This is a genomic window from Stenotrophomonas sp. 78350_Sma (genome assembly GCF_056482105.1).
Map to the genome: position 1 here is coordinate 3,592,314 of NZ_CM151182.1, position 14,506 is coordinate 3,606,819.

The following is a 14,506-nucleotide window of genomic DNA, read 5'->3' on the forward strand; positions in this document are numbered from 1 at the left end:
CTGATTGGCCGCGCTTCGCGCTCGCCGGGCGTGGCCCGGCGCTACCCTGGTCGTGCTCCAACCTTGAACCGGCCATTCAGCCGGAAGTGCATCCACGCCCGCTTGCGGCTAGATTAGCGCCATGTCCCTGGCCTCGACCCTGCTCCGTGTCGTGCTCATGCTCAGCCTGTTGCTCAACGGGCTGAACGCGGCCATGGCCAGCGGTCATGAGGAAATGGGGCGGATGGCCCATGCCATGGCCGCCACGGTTGGAGGCGGCGATGCCGACTGCCACCACCACGCCGCCATGCAGGCCGACGAGGCCCCGCAGGCCAAGGCCCCGGCCCACGACGCCCACTGCCAGATCAAGGACTGCGTGCGCAGTTGCGCCCAGCACCCGCTGCTGGTGGTGCAGCCGTTGCCGTACCTGGCGGGCCCGGCGTTGTCGCTGGCACCACAGCCGATGCCGGCCACCGGCCGCCCGTCGCCGCCGCTGCCGCCCATCTCACGCCCTCCCATCGGCTGATTCCCCACGCACTGTGCGCCCTGCGCACCGAAGCCGGCGGCCTGCCGGCGTCTTTCCGTGTCTGGAGTCTCCACCATGAATACCCGCAATCCCCCCGGTCCGGGCGCTGTGCCCATGCCGTCGCGACGCCTGTTCGTACAGGGTCTTGCCGCCGGTGGCGTGGTCGCCGGCATCGCTGCCGTCGGCGTGCCGCAGCGCGCGCTCGCCGCCGCCACTGCCGCCCCACGGCTGGCCGGCGCCCCCGCCGTCCTCACCGACACCCGCGTCGAACTGGCCATCGGCGAATCGCTGGCCAATTTCACCGGCCGCACCCGCCCGGCAATCACCGTCAACGGCTCGCTGCCGGCCCCGATCCTGCGCTGGCGCGAAGGCCAGACCGTGGACCTGTTCGTGCGCAACACGCTGGAACGCCATCCGACCTCGATCCACTGGCACGGCATCCTGCTGCCGGCCAACATGGACGGCGTGCCGGGCCTGAGCTTCAACGGCATCGGCCCCGGCGAGACCTACCACTACCACTTCCAGCTGAAGCAGTCGGGCACCTACTGGTACCACAGCCACTCGATGTTCCAGGAGCAGGCCGGCCTGTACGGCGCGCTGATCATCGACCCGGCCGAACCGGCGCCGTACCACCACGACCGCGAGCACGTGATCATGCTGTCCGACTGGACCGACATGGATCCCGGCGCGCTGTTCCGGCGCATGAAGAAGCTGGCGGCCTACGACAACTACTACATGCGTACGCTGCCGGACTTCCTGCGCGACGCGAAGCGCGACGGCTGGTCGGCGGCGCTGTCCGACCGCGGCATGTGGGGTCGGATGCGGATGACGCCGACCGACCTGTCCGACGTCAACGCAAACACCTATACCTACCTGATGAACGGCACCGCCCCGGCCGGCAACTGGACCGGCCTGTTCCGCAGTGGCGAAAAAGTGCTGCTGCGCTTCATCAATGGCGGGTCGATGACCTACTTCGACGTGCGCATCCCCGGTTTGAAGATGACCGTGGTCGCCGCTGACGGCCAGTACATCCACCCGGTCAGCATCGACGAATTCCGCATCGCTCCCGCCGAAACCTACGACGTGCTGGTGGAACCCACCGGCCAGGACGCCTTCACGATCTTCTGCCAGGACATGGGCCGCACCGGCTACGCCGCGGGCACACTGGCCGTACGTCGTGGCTTGCAGGCGCCGATTCCCGAGCGCGACCCACGCGTGCTGCTGACCATGGCCGACATGGGCCACGGCATGTCGGGCCACGACATGGGCGGTGGTGGCCACGGCGGTCACAACATGGCCGCGATGAAGGGCATGGAAGGCGGCTGTGGCGCCAGCATGGGCCACGGCGCGCCCGCCGGCGGCGATACCGCCAGCAAGGCACCGAAGCATCCGGCCAGCGAGCGTAACAACCCGCTGGTGGACATGCAGAGCTCGGCCACAGAACCGAAACTGGACGACCCCGGCATCGGCCTGCGCGACAACGGCCGCCAAGTGCTGACCTACGGCGCGATGCGCAGCCTGTTCGAGGACCCGGATGGCCGCGAGCCGAGCCGCGAGATCGAGCTGCACCTGACCGGCCACATGGAGAAATTCTCCTGGTCGTTCGATGGCATTCCGTTTGCCAGCGCCGAACCGCTGCGGCTGAACTACGGCGAGCGCATGCGCATCGTGCTGGTCAACGACACCATGATGCAGCACCCGATCCACCTGCACGGCGTGTGGAGCGATCTGGAAAACGCGCAGAGCGAATTCCAGCTGCGCAAGCACACCATCGACATGCCGCCCGGCACGCGCCGCAGCTATCGCGTGCGCGCCGATGCCCTCGGCCGCTGGGCCTACCACTGCCATCTGCTGTACCACATGGAAGCGGGCATGATGCGCGAAGTGAGGATCGAAGAATGAGCCGCTCACTCCTTTCCCCCAGCCTGCTGGCGCTGGGCCTGGCCGCCGCATTGCCGGTGTTCGCGCAGTCGCACGCCGGGCATGACATGGGCGCGATGGATCCGCCCGCGAAGGCCACGAAGTCCGCGAAAACCCCGGCCGAACCGGTCGATCATTCGAAGATGGATCATTCGAAGATGGACATGGACGCGGCAGATCACGCCGGCATGGACCACTCGAAGATGGACCATGGCACAACGCAGCCAGCGGCGATGGACCATTCCAGGATGGATCACTCCAGGATTGATCATGCGGCAATGGGTCACGGTACACCCGCACCGACCGAACCCCTCGAACCGATCCCGGTGCCCACCGATGCGGATCGCGCCGCAGCGTTCCCGCCCATCGCGCACGGTGCGATGGAACACGCGCCGGAGATCAACAGCCTGCTGCTGATCGACCGGCTTGAGCATTGGGATGGCAAGACCAGCAACGGCCAGGCCTGGGAAGCCACGGGTTGGATCGGCGGCAACATCAACCGCCTGTGGTTGCGCACCGATGGCGAACGCAGCCGCGGCCGCACCGAGTCATCGTCGCTGGAAGCACTGTATGGCCGCAGCGTGTCGCCGTGGTGGGACGTGCTGGTCGGTGTGCGCCAGGACTTCCGGCCGGCCGACTCGCGCACGTGGGCGGCCGTCGGCATCCAGGGCCTGGCGCCGTACAAGTTCGAAAGCTCGGCCACGCTGTACATGGGCTCCGGCGGCCAGGTGCTGGCCAAGGCCGAGGTCGAGTACGACGTGCTGCTGACCAACCGTTTGATCCTGCAGCCGCTGCTGGAAGCCACGGTGGCCGCCAAGGATGAACCGGCGTACGGCATCGGCCGCGGCCTGAACAAGGTCGAAGCCGGGCTGCGACTGCGCTATGAGTTCAGCCGCCGCTTCGCGCCGTACATCGGCATCAGCCACGAACGCAGTTTCGGCGACACCGCCGACTATGCCGGTGACCACGCGCGCGACACGCGTTGGGTCGCCGGCGTCCGCATGTGGTTCTGATCAGCGGATTGTGAGCAACCGCCAGCCCCGGCAACCGCCGGGGCCGGCTACACTGCGGCCCGTTCCATTGCAGGCCCCGCCATGTCGTTGCAGATCCGCCGCGCCACCCTCGCCGATGTCGACGCACTGTCGGCCATCGCCATCACCACCTACAACGAAACCTGGGGCGACTCGTACCCGGCGCAGGAGCTGCAGGATTTCCTGCAGGCGCACTACAGCAGCGAACCGCAGCGCGCCGAGCTGTCCGATCCGCGCAGTGCGATCTGGCTGCTGATGGACGGCGACAACGTGGTCGGCTACCTGGCCGCCGGTGCCAACACCCTGCCGCATGCCGAGGCCCGCGAAGGCGACATCGAACTGAAGCGCTTCTACATCCTGGCCGACTACCAGAATGGCGGTCATGGCGCGCGCCTGATCCAGGCGTTCATGGAGTGGCTGGACCACCCGCACCACCGCACCCTGTGGGTGGGCGTGTGGGAAGAGAACTTCGGCGCGCAGCGCTTCTACGCGCGCTATGGCTGCAGCAAGGTCGGCGAGTACGACTTCATCGTCGGCGACACCCACGACCGCGAGTTCATCCTGCGCCGACCGTGACCGCATCCCTGTAGCGTCGAGCCATGCTCGACCATGGCCTGCAACATCCAGTCGAGCGTGGCTGGACGCTACAAGTCAGAAATCGAACAGTTCCGACAGGAAGCTGTCCTTCTTCTTTTTCTTGTACCCATGGCCGTACTGCTGGCCGCGGTTGTCCTCGTAGCGCTGGCCAAGGTGGCGGGTATCGCGATGCATCACCGGCGGGGGCGCGGCGGCCGGCTGCGACTGCACCGGGGCCGGCGCTGGTACCGCAGCACCAGCACCGGCGCGCTCGATGATCTTGTCCAGCTCACCACGATCCAGCCACACGCCGCGGCAGCCCGGGCAGTAATCGATCTCGATGCCGTGGCGCTCGGCCATCTGCAGGGTCTGGGTCTTGCATACGGGGCACAGCATCGGCATTACTCCTGTCAGTCTGGCGTCGACTGTACCTGCCCGGTGATGACTGTGCGGCAACGCATGACCGATGGCACAGGGACTTCCGGCGCGTGCCGGCGGAAGCGGCCGGCCCGACACTGCGGCCTTGTCCCGCAGGGAGTGCGCGCATGACCATGCTGTCCCGCCTGCCCAACCCGGCGCGCCTGTTGCTGGTGCTGCTGGGCGTTGGACTTGGCCTGAACCTGCGCGATATCGCCGCGTCCGTCGGTGCGCCGATTCCTGCGCTGCCCATCCCCTATGGCGGCAGCCTGCTCGACAACGCGCTGGCCGTGCTGATGGCGCTGCTGCTGGCCGCGCTGCTGCATCCCCGCGGCACAGGCCTGATGGCCAGTCTCGGGCTGCGCGGCAACGGCTGGAGCGGCCCGGGGTGGGTGCTGCTGGCCAGCCTGCCGTGCTGGCTGGGCCTGGCGCTGCTCGGCACGCGCAACACTGCACTGACCGCCCTGGATGCGACGATGCTCACCGTGCTGTTCCCACTGGCCGAGGAAGTACTGTTCCGCGGCCTGGGTTTCATCCTGCTGGTGAAGATCGTGCGCGGCCCCTGGCCATGGCTCGCACTGCCGCAGGCGCTGCTGTTCGGCTGGGTGCACTGGCTGGGTTTCGGCGGCTTCGACGGCGGTGGCACTGCCCTGTTCGTCGGCGCGGTGATCGCCCTGGGCGGCTTCATCTTCGCCTGGCTGGACCATCTGGATGGCGACACCCTGTGGTGCGGTCTGTCCCTGCACATCTCGATGAACCTGGCGTGGAATGTGTTCAGCCTCGATGACGCCGTCGCGCTCGGCTGGCAGGCCACCAGCCTGCGCAGCGGCACCGCGCTGCTGGCAGTGGCGGTGCTGGCCTGGCAGGTGCGCCGCCGGCGCCAGCATCGGCTGTAACGCCCACTTAGCCTGGCGTGCACGCCGGGATCACCCCCGGCTTGCGCATACTTGCGCGCCTTTTCATTGCTGCTTTCCGGAGCTGTAGCGTCATGTTGTTGTCCAAGCGCCACGTCGAACCCTGCGTCCTTCTGATCGAGGACGCCGAGGAAACCCGCGAGCTGAGCCGTCTTGCGCTGGAAAGCCAGGCCTGCCACGTAATGGGCGTGAGCTCCGCCGAAGCAGCGCTGGGCCTGCTCGCCGCTGGCGAGCGTTTCGATCTGCTGTTCACCGACGTCAATCTGGGCCCGATCAGCGGCATTGAAGCCGCCAACCGGGTCCGCGGCCTGTATCCCCAGCTGCCGATCCTGGTGACGTCGGGCATGGACCAGCACCAGGTGCTGCCGCAGCTGCGCGATGGCATCCATTTCCTGCCCAAGCCCTACAACATGAGCGAGCTGCTCGATGCCATCCGGCTGTGCTTCCGGCATGCCGATGTGGGCGTGTTGACCGGACCGGACGCACAGGCGGCGTGAGGCATTGATCCACGCATGGCGTGGATCTACCGATTCCGCCTCTCGTCGGCGTGGATCCAGCCGACGATGACCCGCCTGCATCACGCCATACGTGGATTGAAGCAGTAGATCCACGCCATGCGTGGATGCAGCCAACCATCACCCGCCGCCATCACGCCATGCGTGGATGCCGCCCGCCATCAACCGCTGCTGTACGGTCCGGTACCCGGGAACACCTTCAACAGCGCGCGGGTGATCATGTCCGGATACACGGTGAAGTGGTCCTCGTCATCGATCACCATGTTCTCCACCTTCAACGATCGCCCGCTGCCGCGCAGCTGCTCGGCGAATTCGGCGTTGTGGCGCAGCATGTCGTTGCGGGTGAAATAGCGCGGTTCGGGCTTGACCGTCTCGAAGCTGCCGACTGACAGCACCACCGTGGTCGGCTGCGCGGGCGTCGTTGCCTCGGCCTGCAGGCGCGGCACAAGATGGTTGTCGAACCACAGCGACGGGCTGGACAGGATGTAGGTGCGGAACATGTCCGGGCGCGTGGTCAGCACATAGGCGCCGAACAGGCCTCCGTAGGAATGACCCGCATAGGCACGCCGCGCCGGATCGGTGCGGTAGCGCGCGTCGATCATCGGCAGCACCTGCTCGGCGAGGAAGTCGCGGTAGTGCGCCGCGCCGCCGTAGCTGACGTCATCACTGTAGTCACGCGGATCGGTACGCGCCGGGTCGCTGGGCGTGTAATCGCGCGAGCGGCTCTGCTTGGAGGTCAGGCCCTCCTGCGGCGGCAGCCCGACCAGGATGAAATCCTCCAGGTTGACGCCCTTCTGCCCCACCATGTTGCGCACGCTGCGCACCAGCGGGAAGCTGTAAAGCGCATCGGTCACGTACAGCACCGGATAGTGCTTTTCCGGATGCGCGGCGTAGTCGGCCGGCAACGCCACCCAGACCGGATAATCGCGGCCGATTGGATCGTGCACGCGCAATGCCTCGGTATCCGGCAGCACCACGCCCGGCGTGGCAGTCGCCGCACTTTCCTTCGCTTCACTCTGCGCTGCCGGCGGCGCCACCGACATCGCACAGCCACTCACGGCCAGGCAGGCCGCCACACTCCATCCACGCACACGCTGCATCCACACGCTCCCATTGCGGGCGGCGCACCGGACGGCGCCGCTGCCGCATCCTTGCATGCTGCGCAGGCCGGTGCCAGTGCGGTCAGGGCGAGGCCGGCGGCGGTGCCGGGAACAGCGTGCGCAGCGCCTGCAACGCGGCCGGATGATAGATGGTGGCGTGGGTTTCCTCCGGCAGCGGCAGGTACTTCACCAGCGGCGACGGCGACGCCTGCTGCAGCAGCGTGGCCAACTGTGCGGCGGACGCAGCCAGCTCCGGCTGACCACTGCTGGCCAGGAACACGCGCGGCTGCGCACGCGTCACCGCCGGCAGCTGCTTGGCCGCAGCACCCAGCATCGTGCCCCGGTTCCACCACAGGCTGGGGTCCAGCGCGATGTAGCTGTTGAACAGCGTCGGCTCCTGCAACAGCGTTTCGACCACGAACAGGCCGGCCAGCGATTCGCCGATCAACGCGCGCTCGTCGGTGGTCGGGTAACGCTGGCGCACCTGCGGCATCAGTTCATCGCGCAGGAAGCTGCGATAGGCCGCCGAACCACCGATACGCGGCGCGATCTTCTGGTCCTGCGGATCCTTGCTGGGGCCGGTCATGTCGCGGCGGCGCTCGGTGTTCTCGATGCCGACCAGCAGGAACGGACGCATGCTGCCATTGCCGCTCAGCACCTGCACCAGCCCCGCCACATGCAGGAAATCCTCGCCGATGCCACCGTCGGGCATGTAGAGCACCGGCAGCGGCGCCTTCGGGTCCAGGCCCCACGGCTGCGGGCGGTAGACATTGATGCGGCGGGTCTCGCCCAGCGCCTTCGACGCGATGGTGAAGGTCTCGCCGATGACCAGCGGCGTGGCCGGCGTTGTCTGCGCGGACGGCGCCGGTTCGGCGGCTATCAGTGGCGTGGCGGAGAGAGCGGACAACAACAGCGACAGCACGATGAGGCGCATGGGGAAAACCCATCCTGGGAAAGAGGCCGAGGATACCGCCCTGCCGCAGGCATTGGCGGCTTCGGCACGCTCAACACCCCTGCCAGATGCGTAGATCCACGCCATGCGTGGATGATCCCCCGCATGTAATCGGGTAAGGCTTGTTCCCCATGTAAACCGCAGCCGAGCATGGCTCGGCCCTACAGCGCGTCGCTGACGGGAGGACCTCAGCGCCTTGGCCGTCCCAAATGCACCGACATTGGGTGGCATGACGCGCTGACCATGCCAGCACTGCTTGCGAAGTTGACGCCAACTTTCCCTGCGACGCGTCAGAGCAGATGCGCCGCTACCGGCCGTTTTCGACTTTTCCCAACGCGATTGGCCGGGCCTAAGAATGAAAAGCCCCCGGGTGGAAGAGGCCGACTACGGCCCCACCCAGGCTCCGTTCAGCCAAATGGCCATGGCACTGAATAATGAATCAGCGCCACTTCGATCTACCGATCAATGGCCGCCCATGTCCTCTTGCAGAATCTGCTGGCGTTCATCGGTGCAAACCGTGCTCCTGCCACGCCCCGCGTCTACGCATCCAGAGAATACAGCCCGCAAAGGCCGTGATGGAAACCCAGAACCACAAATGGTACGCATCCGCTCCAAACATCGTCTGGTCCAACATTTCCCCAGCACCATCATGGGCAAGGTAGTAGCTCCAAAGGAAGGCGAGCATATTGAACGTGGCGTGGAACGCAAATGCAGGAACTATCGATCTGAAATGACAGAAGAGAAAGCCGCAGACCATGGAGAAGATGAAGGCATTGACGATGTGGCCCGACAACGCGTGGAACGCAGCGAAGATCAAGGATGAGACCACAATCCTCCTGACATTGCTGCCCCTGATCACACCCCGCCCGATCAGAACCCCGCGAAAAATGGCTTCCTCAACGAATGGGGCAATCAGGCACGTTACGACAACAAACGCCATTACCTTGGCGCTGAACATCGAATACGTGCCATGAGAAACGACAGCTGCCGGCGCCAGAAAATCTCCCGTTCCAACACGTGAAGCGACGTCCCTGATGACCTGTTGACCAGCCACTGTAACCCCCACGAATGCGGTGGCCAGGGCAATCGCGACAACGAGAGGTTTGCCAAGCCAGCTTCCGTCGTACACCCCAACGATCAAGGCATCTCTGCGCAGCAAGGCGAACATGACGCCATACATAACCAACTGGAACAGCAACGACCAGTAGTACGCGTCCCCTCGATGCACGGACCCAGCAAGAATTTCCAATGCGGCCCGCAGGAACACGGCGACGACCACAATCCCAACGACATCCCTGAGTCTGATGCTAGTACCCTCCGACGGCGAGGGATGATTGCGCTCTTCCCTCGCACTCATTTCGATTGGCGTTTAGTTGAACGTATCGTACAGCCAGATGCCGATGACCGACCCAATGTTGTCCGGCAGCTGAGCCGCCATCTCGCTGCGGAAGCAGCGCGTACACAGTGTGCCCGGTTTTGACACGAGTCTTTGGCGCGAGCACTGGCAGCTCCTGCTCCATGGCGTCGCACCAAGCTGCATGATGTAGTCGACCCAACCGAACTGAGCGGCCTGTGGTTAGCGTCCTATAGACAATCGCATACAGGAAACGCACACCCTCCCTGGCTGCCTTCAACGCGTTCACGCTGGCAAGGACGCGGATAACCTGCCTTGGCGTTGGACCTGCGTCTGGACGGAGACGTGGCCGAGGGGCTGTTCTTCGCCGTCCGCAGCCTGGCGGAACTGGTGTGCCGGGATGTGTAGCCGAAGTAGATACACCCGTGCCACGAACCGGCCCATACTGGGGCCGGACCGACCCCGAGTCCCATCGAAACCTACAAGGAGGTTTGCATGTTGAATGTCGTGATCGTTGCCGCGCTGGCTGCTGGCCCCGCTGCATCCGTACCGTACGCCGATTGCCTGCTCAGCAACATTCAGCCTGGCCTGTCCGATCGCGCTGTGCAGCTTGTGCAGCAGGCCTGTGCCGCGAAGCACCCCGACAGTTTCCTTGCCTCGCTGGAACTGGAGCGCACCTACAGCGTCCAGCGGCAGGCGCGGTTCGATGCGGATCGTGCCGCGGCCGAGCGGGCCGCCAACGCCGCAGCCTCTGCCGCACAGGCAGCGGCGGAGCGCGAGGCGGCGCGAGCGCAGGGTGCCAAGGCCAAGTAGGGGTTGGCGCAAGCAACAAAAAAGGCACCGCTTGACGGTGCCTTTCTGAATGACCTGGGTCATTGGATGCAATGGTGGGCCGTGAAGGATTCGAACCTTCGACCAAAAGATTAAAAGTCTTCTGCTCTACCGACTGAGCTAACGGCCCATTGCACTGCCCCAGCCTTTCGGCGGGGTGGGCATTCTACCCTACTTTGCCGGGCCGGGTGAAACCCTGGTGCGTCGAGGTTGCCGGCCAGCGGCCGGCACTACCCGATCTGGTGAGCCCGCTTAAACCTTCTGGGCCTCACGCGCATCCCAGCTGTGATTCCTGCCCGGAGCCACGGATGCGCCTGCCCTTCAGCCTGATTGCCGCCCTGCTGCTGCCCTGCACCGCTCTGGCCGCCCCATCCCAGGTCGTCACCGACGACATCACCCGCTTCTGGGCCACCTACGATGCGGTGCGCGCCGAACCCGATGCCGAGCGCCGGGTGGCCCTGGTCCAGCAGCACTACATCGACCCGGGCAGCCCCGGCCTGCATGCGCTGATGCAGGTGCGCAACTACACCGCCCGCGAGTACGCCGAGGCCATGCAGGCGTGGCCGCGCTTCTGGACCTCGGTACGCCCGCTCACCGCCAACGCGCAGCAGGCCAGTGCCACGCTGAAGCGCGATCTGGCCGCGTTCCGTGCGCTCTACCCTGCCCTGCGCCCGGCCACCATCACCTACGCGGTGGGCGTGCTGCGTACCGGTGGTACCACGCTGGGCGACAAGGTGCTGATCGGCGCGGAGATGGCGCTGGGCGATGAGCGCGTGGACGTGAGCGAGCTGCCGGAGAAGATGCGCGAGCGCCTGCGGATCTTCTACGACAGCCGTCCCGGCGCGAACAACGCGCAGAACAACCTGCACGAGTACGTGCACACGCAGCAGCGCGAGACCACCGGCAACCTGGCCCAGTACGCGGTACGCGAGGGCGTGGCCGAGTATGTGGCCGAGCGGTTGAGTGGGCGTCGCCCGGCATTGCCGATGTACACCTACGGGCCCGCGCACGAGGTGGAGATCCGCGCGCGTTTCGTCGCTGAAATGGACGGCGAGGATCTGGACAACTGGCTGTACAACAGCGCCCGCAACGCGTTCGGGGTGAGTGATGTGGGGTACTATGCCGGCTATCGCATCGCGCAGGAATATATGCGACAGCAGGTCGATGAGAAGGTGGGGATCGCGCGGATGATCGAATTGGATTACACAGATCCGGCTTCAGTGCGGGCGTTTATTGAAGCGTCGGGGTGGTTGCAGCGGCGGTAGCGCCGTGCCGTGCCCGGCGCACAGTGCCAACCAAGGTTGGCACCCACCGAGGGAAGTTCACATCCACCGGGGAAGCCAGCCAGCGGCCGGCTCTGCCGTGCAATCAGACGTACAGCGTGGGGTCGGCCACGCCGGCCTCGGCGAAGCCCTGTGCGCGCAGGCGGCAGGCGTCACAATGGCCGCAGGCGGCGCCGTTGGCGTCGGCGTTGTAGCAGGACACGGTCAGGCCGAAGTCCACGCCCAGGCGCACGCCTTCGCTGACGATCTGGCCCTTGCTGAGGAACTGCAGCGGGGCATGCACCTTGATGCCCGCGCCTTCCACGCCCGATTTGGTGGCCAGGTTGGCCAGCGCCTGGAACGCGGCCACGAACTCGGGGCGGCAGTCCGGGTAGCCGGAGTAGTCCACCGCGTTGACGCCGCAGAAGATGTCGTTGGCGCCGAGCACTTCGGCCCAGCCCAGGGCCAGCGACAGCATGATGGTGTTGCGCGCCGGCACGTAGGTGACCGGGATGCCGGCACCGCCGGCCTCGGGCACGTCGATGTCGTCGGTCAGTGCCGAGCCGCCGATGCTGCGCAGGTCCACGTCCACGGTCTTGTGCGCGACCACGCCCTGGGCCTTGGCCACGCGGGCGGCGGCATCCAGTTCGGAGGTGTGGCGCTGGCCGTAGCGCACGCTCAGGGCATGCACGGCGAAGCCCTGTTCCTGGGCCATGGCGATGACGGCGGCTGAATCCATGCCGCCGGAGAGAAGCACGACTGCCTTCTTCATGGGTAAAACATCCGGTTGGGAGGGGAAAGCCAGCACGCTGTCCCGCGCCGGAGTTACATCAGGGAACGTTGCCTGGGCTCATCGGCCCGGCTCGTCGTTCCACAGGATTTTATGCAACTGCATCTGGAAGCGCACCGGCAGCCGGTCTTCGACGATCCAGTCTGCCAGCTGCCGCGCAGTGATCTCGCCCTTGCTGGGCGAGAAGAACACGGTGCAACGCTTCACCAGCTCGTGTTCGGCCAGCAGGGCCTTGGCCCAGTCGTAATCCTCGCGGCTGCAGATGACGAACTTGATCTGGTCCCGGGCGGTCAGCAGCGGCAGGTTGTCCCAGCGGTTGCGCGCCACTTCGGCCGAGCCCGGGGTCTTGATGTCGACCACGCGCGATACGCGCGGGTCCACCGCGCTGACGTCCAGCGCGCCGGAGGTCTCCAGCGAGACGTCCATGCCGGCATCGCACAGCTTCTGCAGCAGCACCAGGCAGCGCTTCTGCGCCAGCGGCTCGCCGCCGGTCACGCAGACGTGACGCACGCCCTGCGCCAGCACCTCGGCCACGATGTCGTCGATGTCCCACCAGGTGCCGCCATGGAAGGCGTAGGCCGTATCGCAGTACTGGCAACGCAGCGGGCAGCCGGTCAGGCGCACGAACACGGTCGGCCAGCCAGCGGTATCGGCTTCGCCCTGCAGCGAGGTAAAGATCTCGGTGATCTTCAGGCGCGGCAGCGGCGACTGCACGATGTCGCTGGGGGTGGCGACGGCGTTGGACGGGGTAACGGCGGTCATGGCGGGCACTTCTTGGTGGGACACGTGGCGGGTGGGCTACCGTGGCCGGTAACGAAAGCAGCCGAGCATGGCACGGCCCTACAACAGCAACCGGACGGGTTTGCCGGTCCGGAAACGAAAGCAGCCGAGCATGGGCTCGGCTCTACAGGGCAGCTATTGTACGCCCGGTCAGCGGATCAGCGGATCTGCTTGCCCAGGCGGATGGACTGCAGCCGGTCCTGGGCGGTGCGCGCGGCGTCCGAGCCCGGGTACTGCGCCACGACGGTCTCCAGCGTCTGCTGGGCCTGGTCGACCTTGCCCTCGCCATACTGCGAGAGGCCAACCTTGAGCAGGCCGCCAGCGGCCTTGTCGTGGGTCGGATAGCGCGCGAGCAGTTCACGGAACTGGGTCTCGGCCATCGGGAAATTGCGGGTGGCGTAGTAGCTCTCGCCCAGCCAGTACAGCGCGTTCGGCGCGTAGACGCCGTTCGGATACAGCTGCAGAAAGCTGAGGAACAGCTGCGCCGAATCATCGTACTTGCCGGCCTTCAGCGAATCGAAGGCAACGTTGTAGGAGGTGCGCTCGTCGCCGGTGGCGGCAAGGCTGCCGGCATCACCATGGACCGAAGGCGGCCGCTCGGAAGTGGCCGCCACTGCGGGTTTTGCCGGGGCCGGTGCGGCCTTCGGCGCGCTCGCCGGAACGGGCGGCAGGGCTGGGGCGGCATTGCCCCCTTCCAACCGGTTCAGGCGGCTGTCCAGATCCAGGTACTGGTCCTGGGCGGACTGCTTGAGCTGGGCGTTGTCGTGCTGCAACTGCTCGATCGAGGCCTGCAGGCTGGTGACCTGCTGCCGCAGCTGGTTGATCTGGTTCAACAGGTCCTGGTTGGCACTGTTGTTGTACATCTGCTGCTCGAGCGCGCCGACACGGTCAGCCAGGCTCTGTCGCTGTGCATGCGCCGGTGCGGCAGCCACGAGGGCTGCCGCAACGACCAGCATCAGTTTGATGCCAATGCGCATGGATTACTGCGCGGTGTAGACGATTTCGACGCGACGGTTCTGCGACCAGCAGGACTCGTTCGACTCGGTGCAGACCGGACGCTCTTCACCGTAGGACACGACGGTCAGCTGCGAAGCCGAGCCACCGTTGGCCTGCAGGGCCGAGTTGACGCCGTTGCCACGACGCTCGCCCAGGGCCTGGTTGTACGCGCGCGAACCGCGCTCGTCGGTGTGGCCCTGCAGGGTGATGCGCGAGGACGGACGGTCACGCAGGTACTTGGCGTGGCAAGCCATGATTGCCTGGAATTCCGGCTTCACGTCTTCCTTGTCCAGGTCGAAGTAGACAACGCGCTGGCGCAGGCAGGCGTCGGTGTCCAGGTCGCCCGGGCCGTACAGGCCCGAGGTCGACGGACCGGTCGGGGTGGTGGTCGAGGTGCCGGTGTCGACCGGGGCTGCCGGCTCTTCCTTCACCTTCTTCGAGCAACCGGCCAGGACGGCCACAGACAGCAGGGAAACAAGCAGAACGCGGGTGGACTTGTTCATGGCGATACCTTTGTGGCTCCTAGGCCGATGAGGGGTTCAAGACAACGAAAATATTAACAC

The 14,506-nt window shown here is 66.0% G+C and carries 16 protein-coding genes and 1 tRNA gene; 8 read left to right on the top strand and 9 right to left on the bottom strand.

Features of this window, described 5'->3' with window-relative positions; genetic code table 11:
• The first annotated feature begins 121 nt into the window (after positions 1-121).
• From ACZK4H_RS16660 to ACZK4H_RS16675, 4 genes are all read left to right on the top strand, one after another.
• Entirely contained in the window at positions 122-505 is a 384-nt protein-coding gene (locus tag ACZK4H_RS16660) for a CopL family metal-binding regulatory protein (RefSeq protein WP_099551960.1), read from the top strand.
• A 75-nt stretch (positions 506-580) separates the two neighbouring features.
• Positions 581-2,407, top strand: a complete 1,827-nt coding sequence (locus ACZK4H_RS16665) for a copper resistance system multicopper oxidase (RefSeq protein ID WP_099551961.1) — start codon at positions 581-583, stop codon at positions 2,405-2,407.
• The gene (locus ACZK4H_RS16670) at positions 2,404-3,438 is read left to right on the top strand and encodes a copper resistance protein B (protein WP_099551962.1); all 1,035 of its coding nucleotides are present in this window, start codon (positions 2,404-2,406) and stop codon (positions 3,436-3,438) included. Before ACZK4H_RS16665 ends, ACZK4H_RS16670 begins: the two co-directional genes overlap by 4 nt.
• 81 nt (positions 3,439-3,519) lie before the next feature.
• Positions 3,520-4,032 carry a GNAT family N-acetyltransferase gene (locus ACZK4H_RS16675; RefSeq protein ID WP_099551963.1) on the top strand — a complete coding sequence of 171 codons (513 nt, stop codon included), beginning with the start codon at positions 3,520-3,522 and terminating at the stop codon, positions 4,030-4,032.
• Positions 4,033-4,107: 75 nt separating this feature from the next.
• Here the strand turns inward: ACZK4H_RS16675 and ACZK4H_RS16680 are convergent, their stop codons facing one another.
• Positions 4,108-4,428 carry a TFIIB-type zinc ribbon-containing protein gene (locus ACZK4H_RS16680; RefSeq protein WP_099551964.1) on the bottom strand — a complete coding sequence of 107 codons (321 nt, stop codon included), beginning with the start codon at positions 4,426-4,428 and terminating at the stop codon, positions 4,108-4,110.
• Positions 4,429-4,577: 149 nt separating this feature from the next.
• Between ACZK4H_RS16680 and ACZK4H_RS16685 the strand changes: the two genes are divergently transcribed.
• On the top strand, positions 4,578-5,345 hold the full coding sequence (locus ACZK4H_RS16685; RefSeq protein WP_099551965.1) for a CPBP family glutamic-type intramembrane protease: 768 nt from the start codon (positions 4,578-4,580) through the stop codon (positions 5,343-5,345).
• Between the two features lie 92 nt (positions 5,346-5,437).
• A complete protein-coding gene (locus tag ACZK4H_RS16690) occupies positions 5,438-5,860 on the top strand; it encodes a response regulator (RefSeq protein WP_099551966.1) in 423 nt (140 codons plus the stop codon).
• Positions 5,861-6,039: 179 nt separating this feature from the next.
• On the opposite strand, the gene ACZK4H_RS16695 is transcribed toward ACZK4H_RS16690, so the two are convergent.
• The 3 genes from ACZK4H_RS16695 to ACZK4H_RS16705 form a co-directional block, all read right to left on the bottom strand.
• Positions 6,040-6,978 (bottom strand): alpha/beta hydrolase, encoded by a 939-nt coding sequence (locus ACZK4H_RS16695; protein ID WP_099551967.1) that lies wholly within the window; start codon positions 6,976-6,978, stop codon positions 6,040-6,042.
• Positions 6,979-7,060: 82 nt separating this feature from the next.
• Entirely contained in the window at positions 7,061-7,912 is an 852-nt protein-coding gene (locus ACZK4H_RS16700; RefSeq protein WP_099551968.1) for an alpha/beta hydrolase, read from the bottom strand.
• 520 nt (positions 7,913-8,432) lie between these two features.
• Entirely contained in the window at positions 8,433-9,098 is a 666-nt protein-coding gene (locus ACZK4H_RS16705; protein WP_158230205.1) for a CPBP family intramembrane glutamic endopeptidase, read from the bottom strand.
• Between the two features lie 681 nt (positions 9,099-9,779).
• Here ACZK4H_RS16705 and ACZK4H_RS16710 point away from each other — a divergent pair.
• On the top strand, positions 9,780-10,097 hold the full coding sequence (locus tag ACZK4H_RS16710) for a hypothetical protein (RefSeq protein ID WP_099551970.1): 318 nt from the start codon (positions 9,780-9,782) through the stop codon (positions 10,095-10,097).
• Positions 10,098-10,169: 72 nt separating this feature from the next.
• Here ACZK4H_RS16710 and ACZK4H_RS16715 read toward each other — a convergent pair.
• Positions 10,170-10,245: transfer RNA gene (locus ACZK4H_RS16715), tRNA-Lys, on the bottom strand.
• A 178-nt stretch (positions 10,246-10,423) separates the two neighbouring features.
• Here ACZK4H_RS16715 and ACZK4H_RS16720 point away from each other — a divergent pair.
• On the top strand, positions 10,424-11,380 hold the full coding sequence (locus ACZK4H_RS16720) for a DUF2268 domain-containing putative Zn-dependent protease (protein ID WP_099551971.1): 957 nt from the start codon (positions 10,424-10,426) through the stop codon (positions 11,378-11,380).
• A 103-nt stretch (positions 11,381-11,483) separates the two neighbouring features.
• Here the strand turns inward: ACZK4H_RS16720 and queC are convergent, their stop codons facing one another.
• The 4 genes from queC to pal all read right to left on the bottom strand — a co-directional run bounded on the left by queC (position 11,484) and on the right by pal (position 14,446).
• Entirely contained in the window at positions 11,484-12,149 is a 666-nt protein-coding gene (queC, locus tag ACZK4H_RS16725; RefSeq protein ID WP_099551972.1) for a 7-cyano-7-deazaguanine synthase QueC, read from the bottom strand.
• A 78-nt stretch (positions 12,150-12,227) separates the two neighbouring features.
• A complete protein-coding gene (gene queE, locus ACZK4H_RS16730) occupies positions 12,228-12,929 on the bottom strand; it encodes a 7-carboxy-7-deazaguanine synthase QueE (protein ID WP_006438882.1) in 702 nt (233 codons plus the stop codon).
• Positions 12,930-13,105: 176 nt separating this feature from the next.
• On the bottom strand, positions 13,106-13,924 hold the full coding sequence (ybgF, locus tag ACZK4H_RS16735; protein WP_099551973.1) for a tol-pal system protein YbgF: 819 nt from the start codon (positions 13,922-13,924) through the stop codon (positions 13,106-13,108).
• A gap of 3 nt (positions 13,925-13,927) precedes the next feature.
• Positions 13,928-14,446, bottom strand: coding sequence for a peptidoglycan-associated lipoprotein Pal (gene pal, locus ACZK4H_RS16740; protein WP_005410748.1), 519 nt, complete (start codon positions 14,444-14,446; stop codon positions 13,928-13,930).
• Between the last annotated feature and the right edge of the window lie 60 nt (positions 14,447-14,506).

Excerpts from the sequence above, each read along its gene's own strand:
- ACZK4H_RS16675 (WP_099551963.1), top strand. The coding sequence starts at position 3,520 with ATGTCGTTGCAGATCCGCCGCGCCACCCTCGCCGATGTCGACGCACTG.
- ybgF (WP_099551973.1), bottom strand. The coding sequence starts at position 13,924 with ATGCGCATTGGCATCAAACTGATGCTGGTCGTTGCGGCAGCCCTCGTG.
- queC (WP_099551972.1), bottom strand. The coding sequence starts at position 12,149 with ATGAAGAAGGCAGTCGTGCTTCTCTCCGGCGGCATGGATTCAGCCGCC.
- ACZK4H_RS16710 (WP_099551970.1), top strand. The coding sequence starts at position 9,780 with ATGTTGAATGTCGTGATCGTTGCCGCGCTGGCTGCTGGCCCCGCTGCA.
- queE (WP_006438882.1), bottom strand. The coding sequence starts at position 12,929 with ATGACCGCCGTTACCCCGTCCAACGCCGTCGCCACCCCCAGCGACATC.
- ACZK4H_RS16720 (WP_099551971.1), top strand. The coding sequence starts at position 10,424 with ATGCGCCTGCCCTTCAGCCTGATTGCCGCCCTGCTGCTGCCCTGCACC.
- ACZK4H_RS16700 (WP_099551968.1), bottom strand. The coding sequence starts at position 7,912 with ATGCGCCTCATCGTGCTGTCGCTGTTGTTGTCCGCTCTCTCCGCCACG.
- ACZK4H_RS16680 (WP_099551964.1), bottom strand. The coding sequence starts at position 4,428 with ATGCTGTGCCCCGTATGCAAGACCCAGACCCTGCAGATGGCCGAGCGC.
- ACZK4H_RS16705 (WP_158230205.1), bottom strand. The coding sequence starts at position 9,098 with ATGTTCGCCTTGCTGCGCAGAGATGCCTTGATCGTTGGGGTGTACGAC.
- ACZK4H_RS16670 (WP_099551962.1), top strand. The coding sequence starts at position 2,404 with ATGAGCCGCTCACTCCTTTCCCCCAGCCTGCTGGCGCTGGGCCTGGCC.
- ACZK4H_RS16660 (WP_099551960.1), top strand. The coding sequence starts at position 122 with ATGTCCCTGGCCTCGACCCTGCTCCGTGTCGTGCTCATGCTCAGCCTG.
- ACZK4H_RS16695 (WP_099551967.1), bottom strand. The coding sequence starts at position 6,978 with ATGCAGCGTGTGCGTGGATGGAGTGTGGCGGCCTGCCTGGCCGTGAGT.
- ACZK4H_RS16685 (WP_099551965.1), top strand. The coding sequence starts at position 4,578 with ATGACCATGCTGTCCCGCCTGCCCAACCCGGCGCGCCTGTTGCTGGTG.
- ACZK4H_RS16690 (WP_099551966.1), top strand. The coding sequence starts at position 5,438 with ATGTTGTTGTCCAAGCGCCACGTCGAACCCTGCGTCCTTCTGATCGAG.
- ACZK4H_RS16665 (WP_099551961.1), top strand. The coding sequence starts at position 581 with ATGAATACCCGCAATCCCCCCGGTCCGGGCGCTGTGCCCATGCCGTCG.
- pal (WP_005410748.1), bottom strand. The coding sequence starts at position 14,446 with ATGAACAAGTCCACCCGCGTTCTGCTTGTTTCCCTGCTGTCTGTGGCC.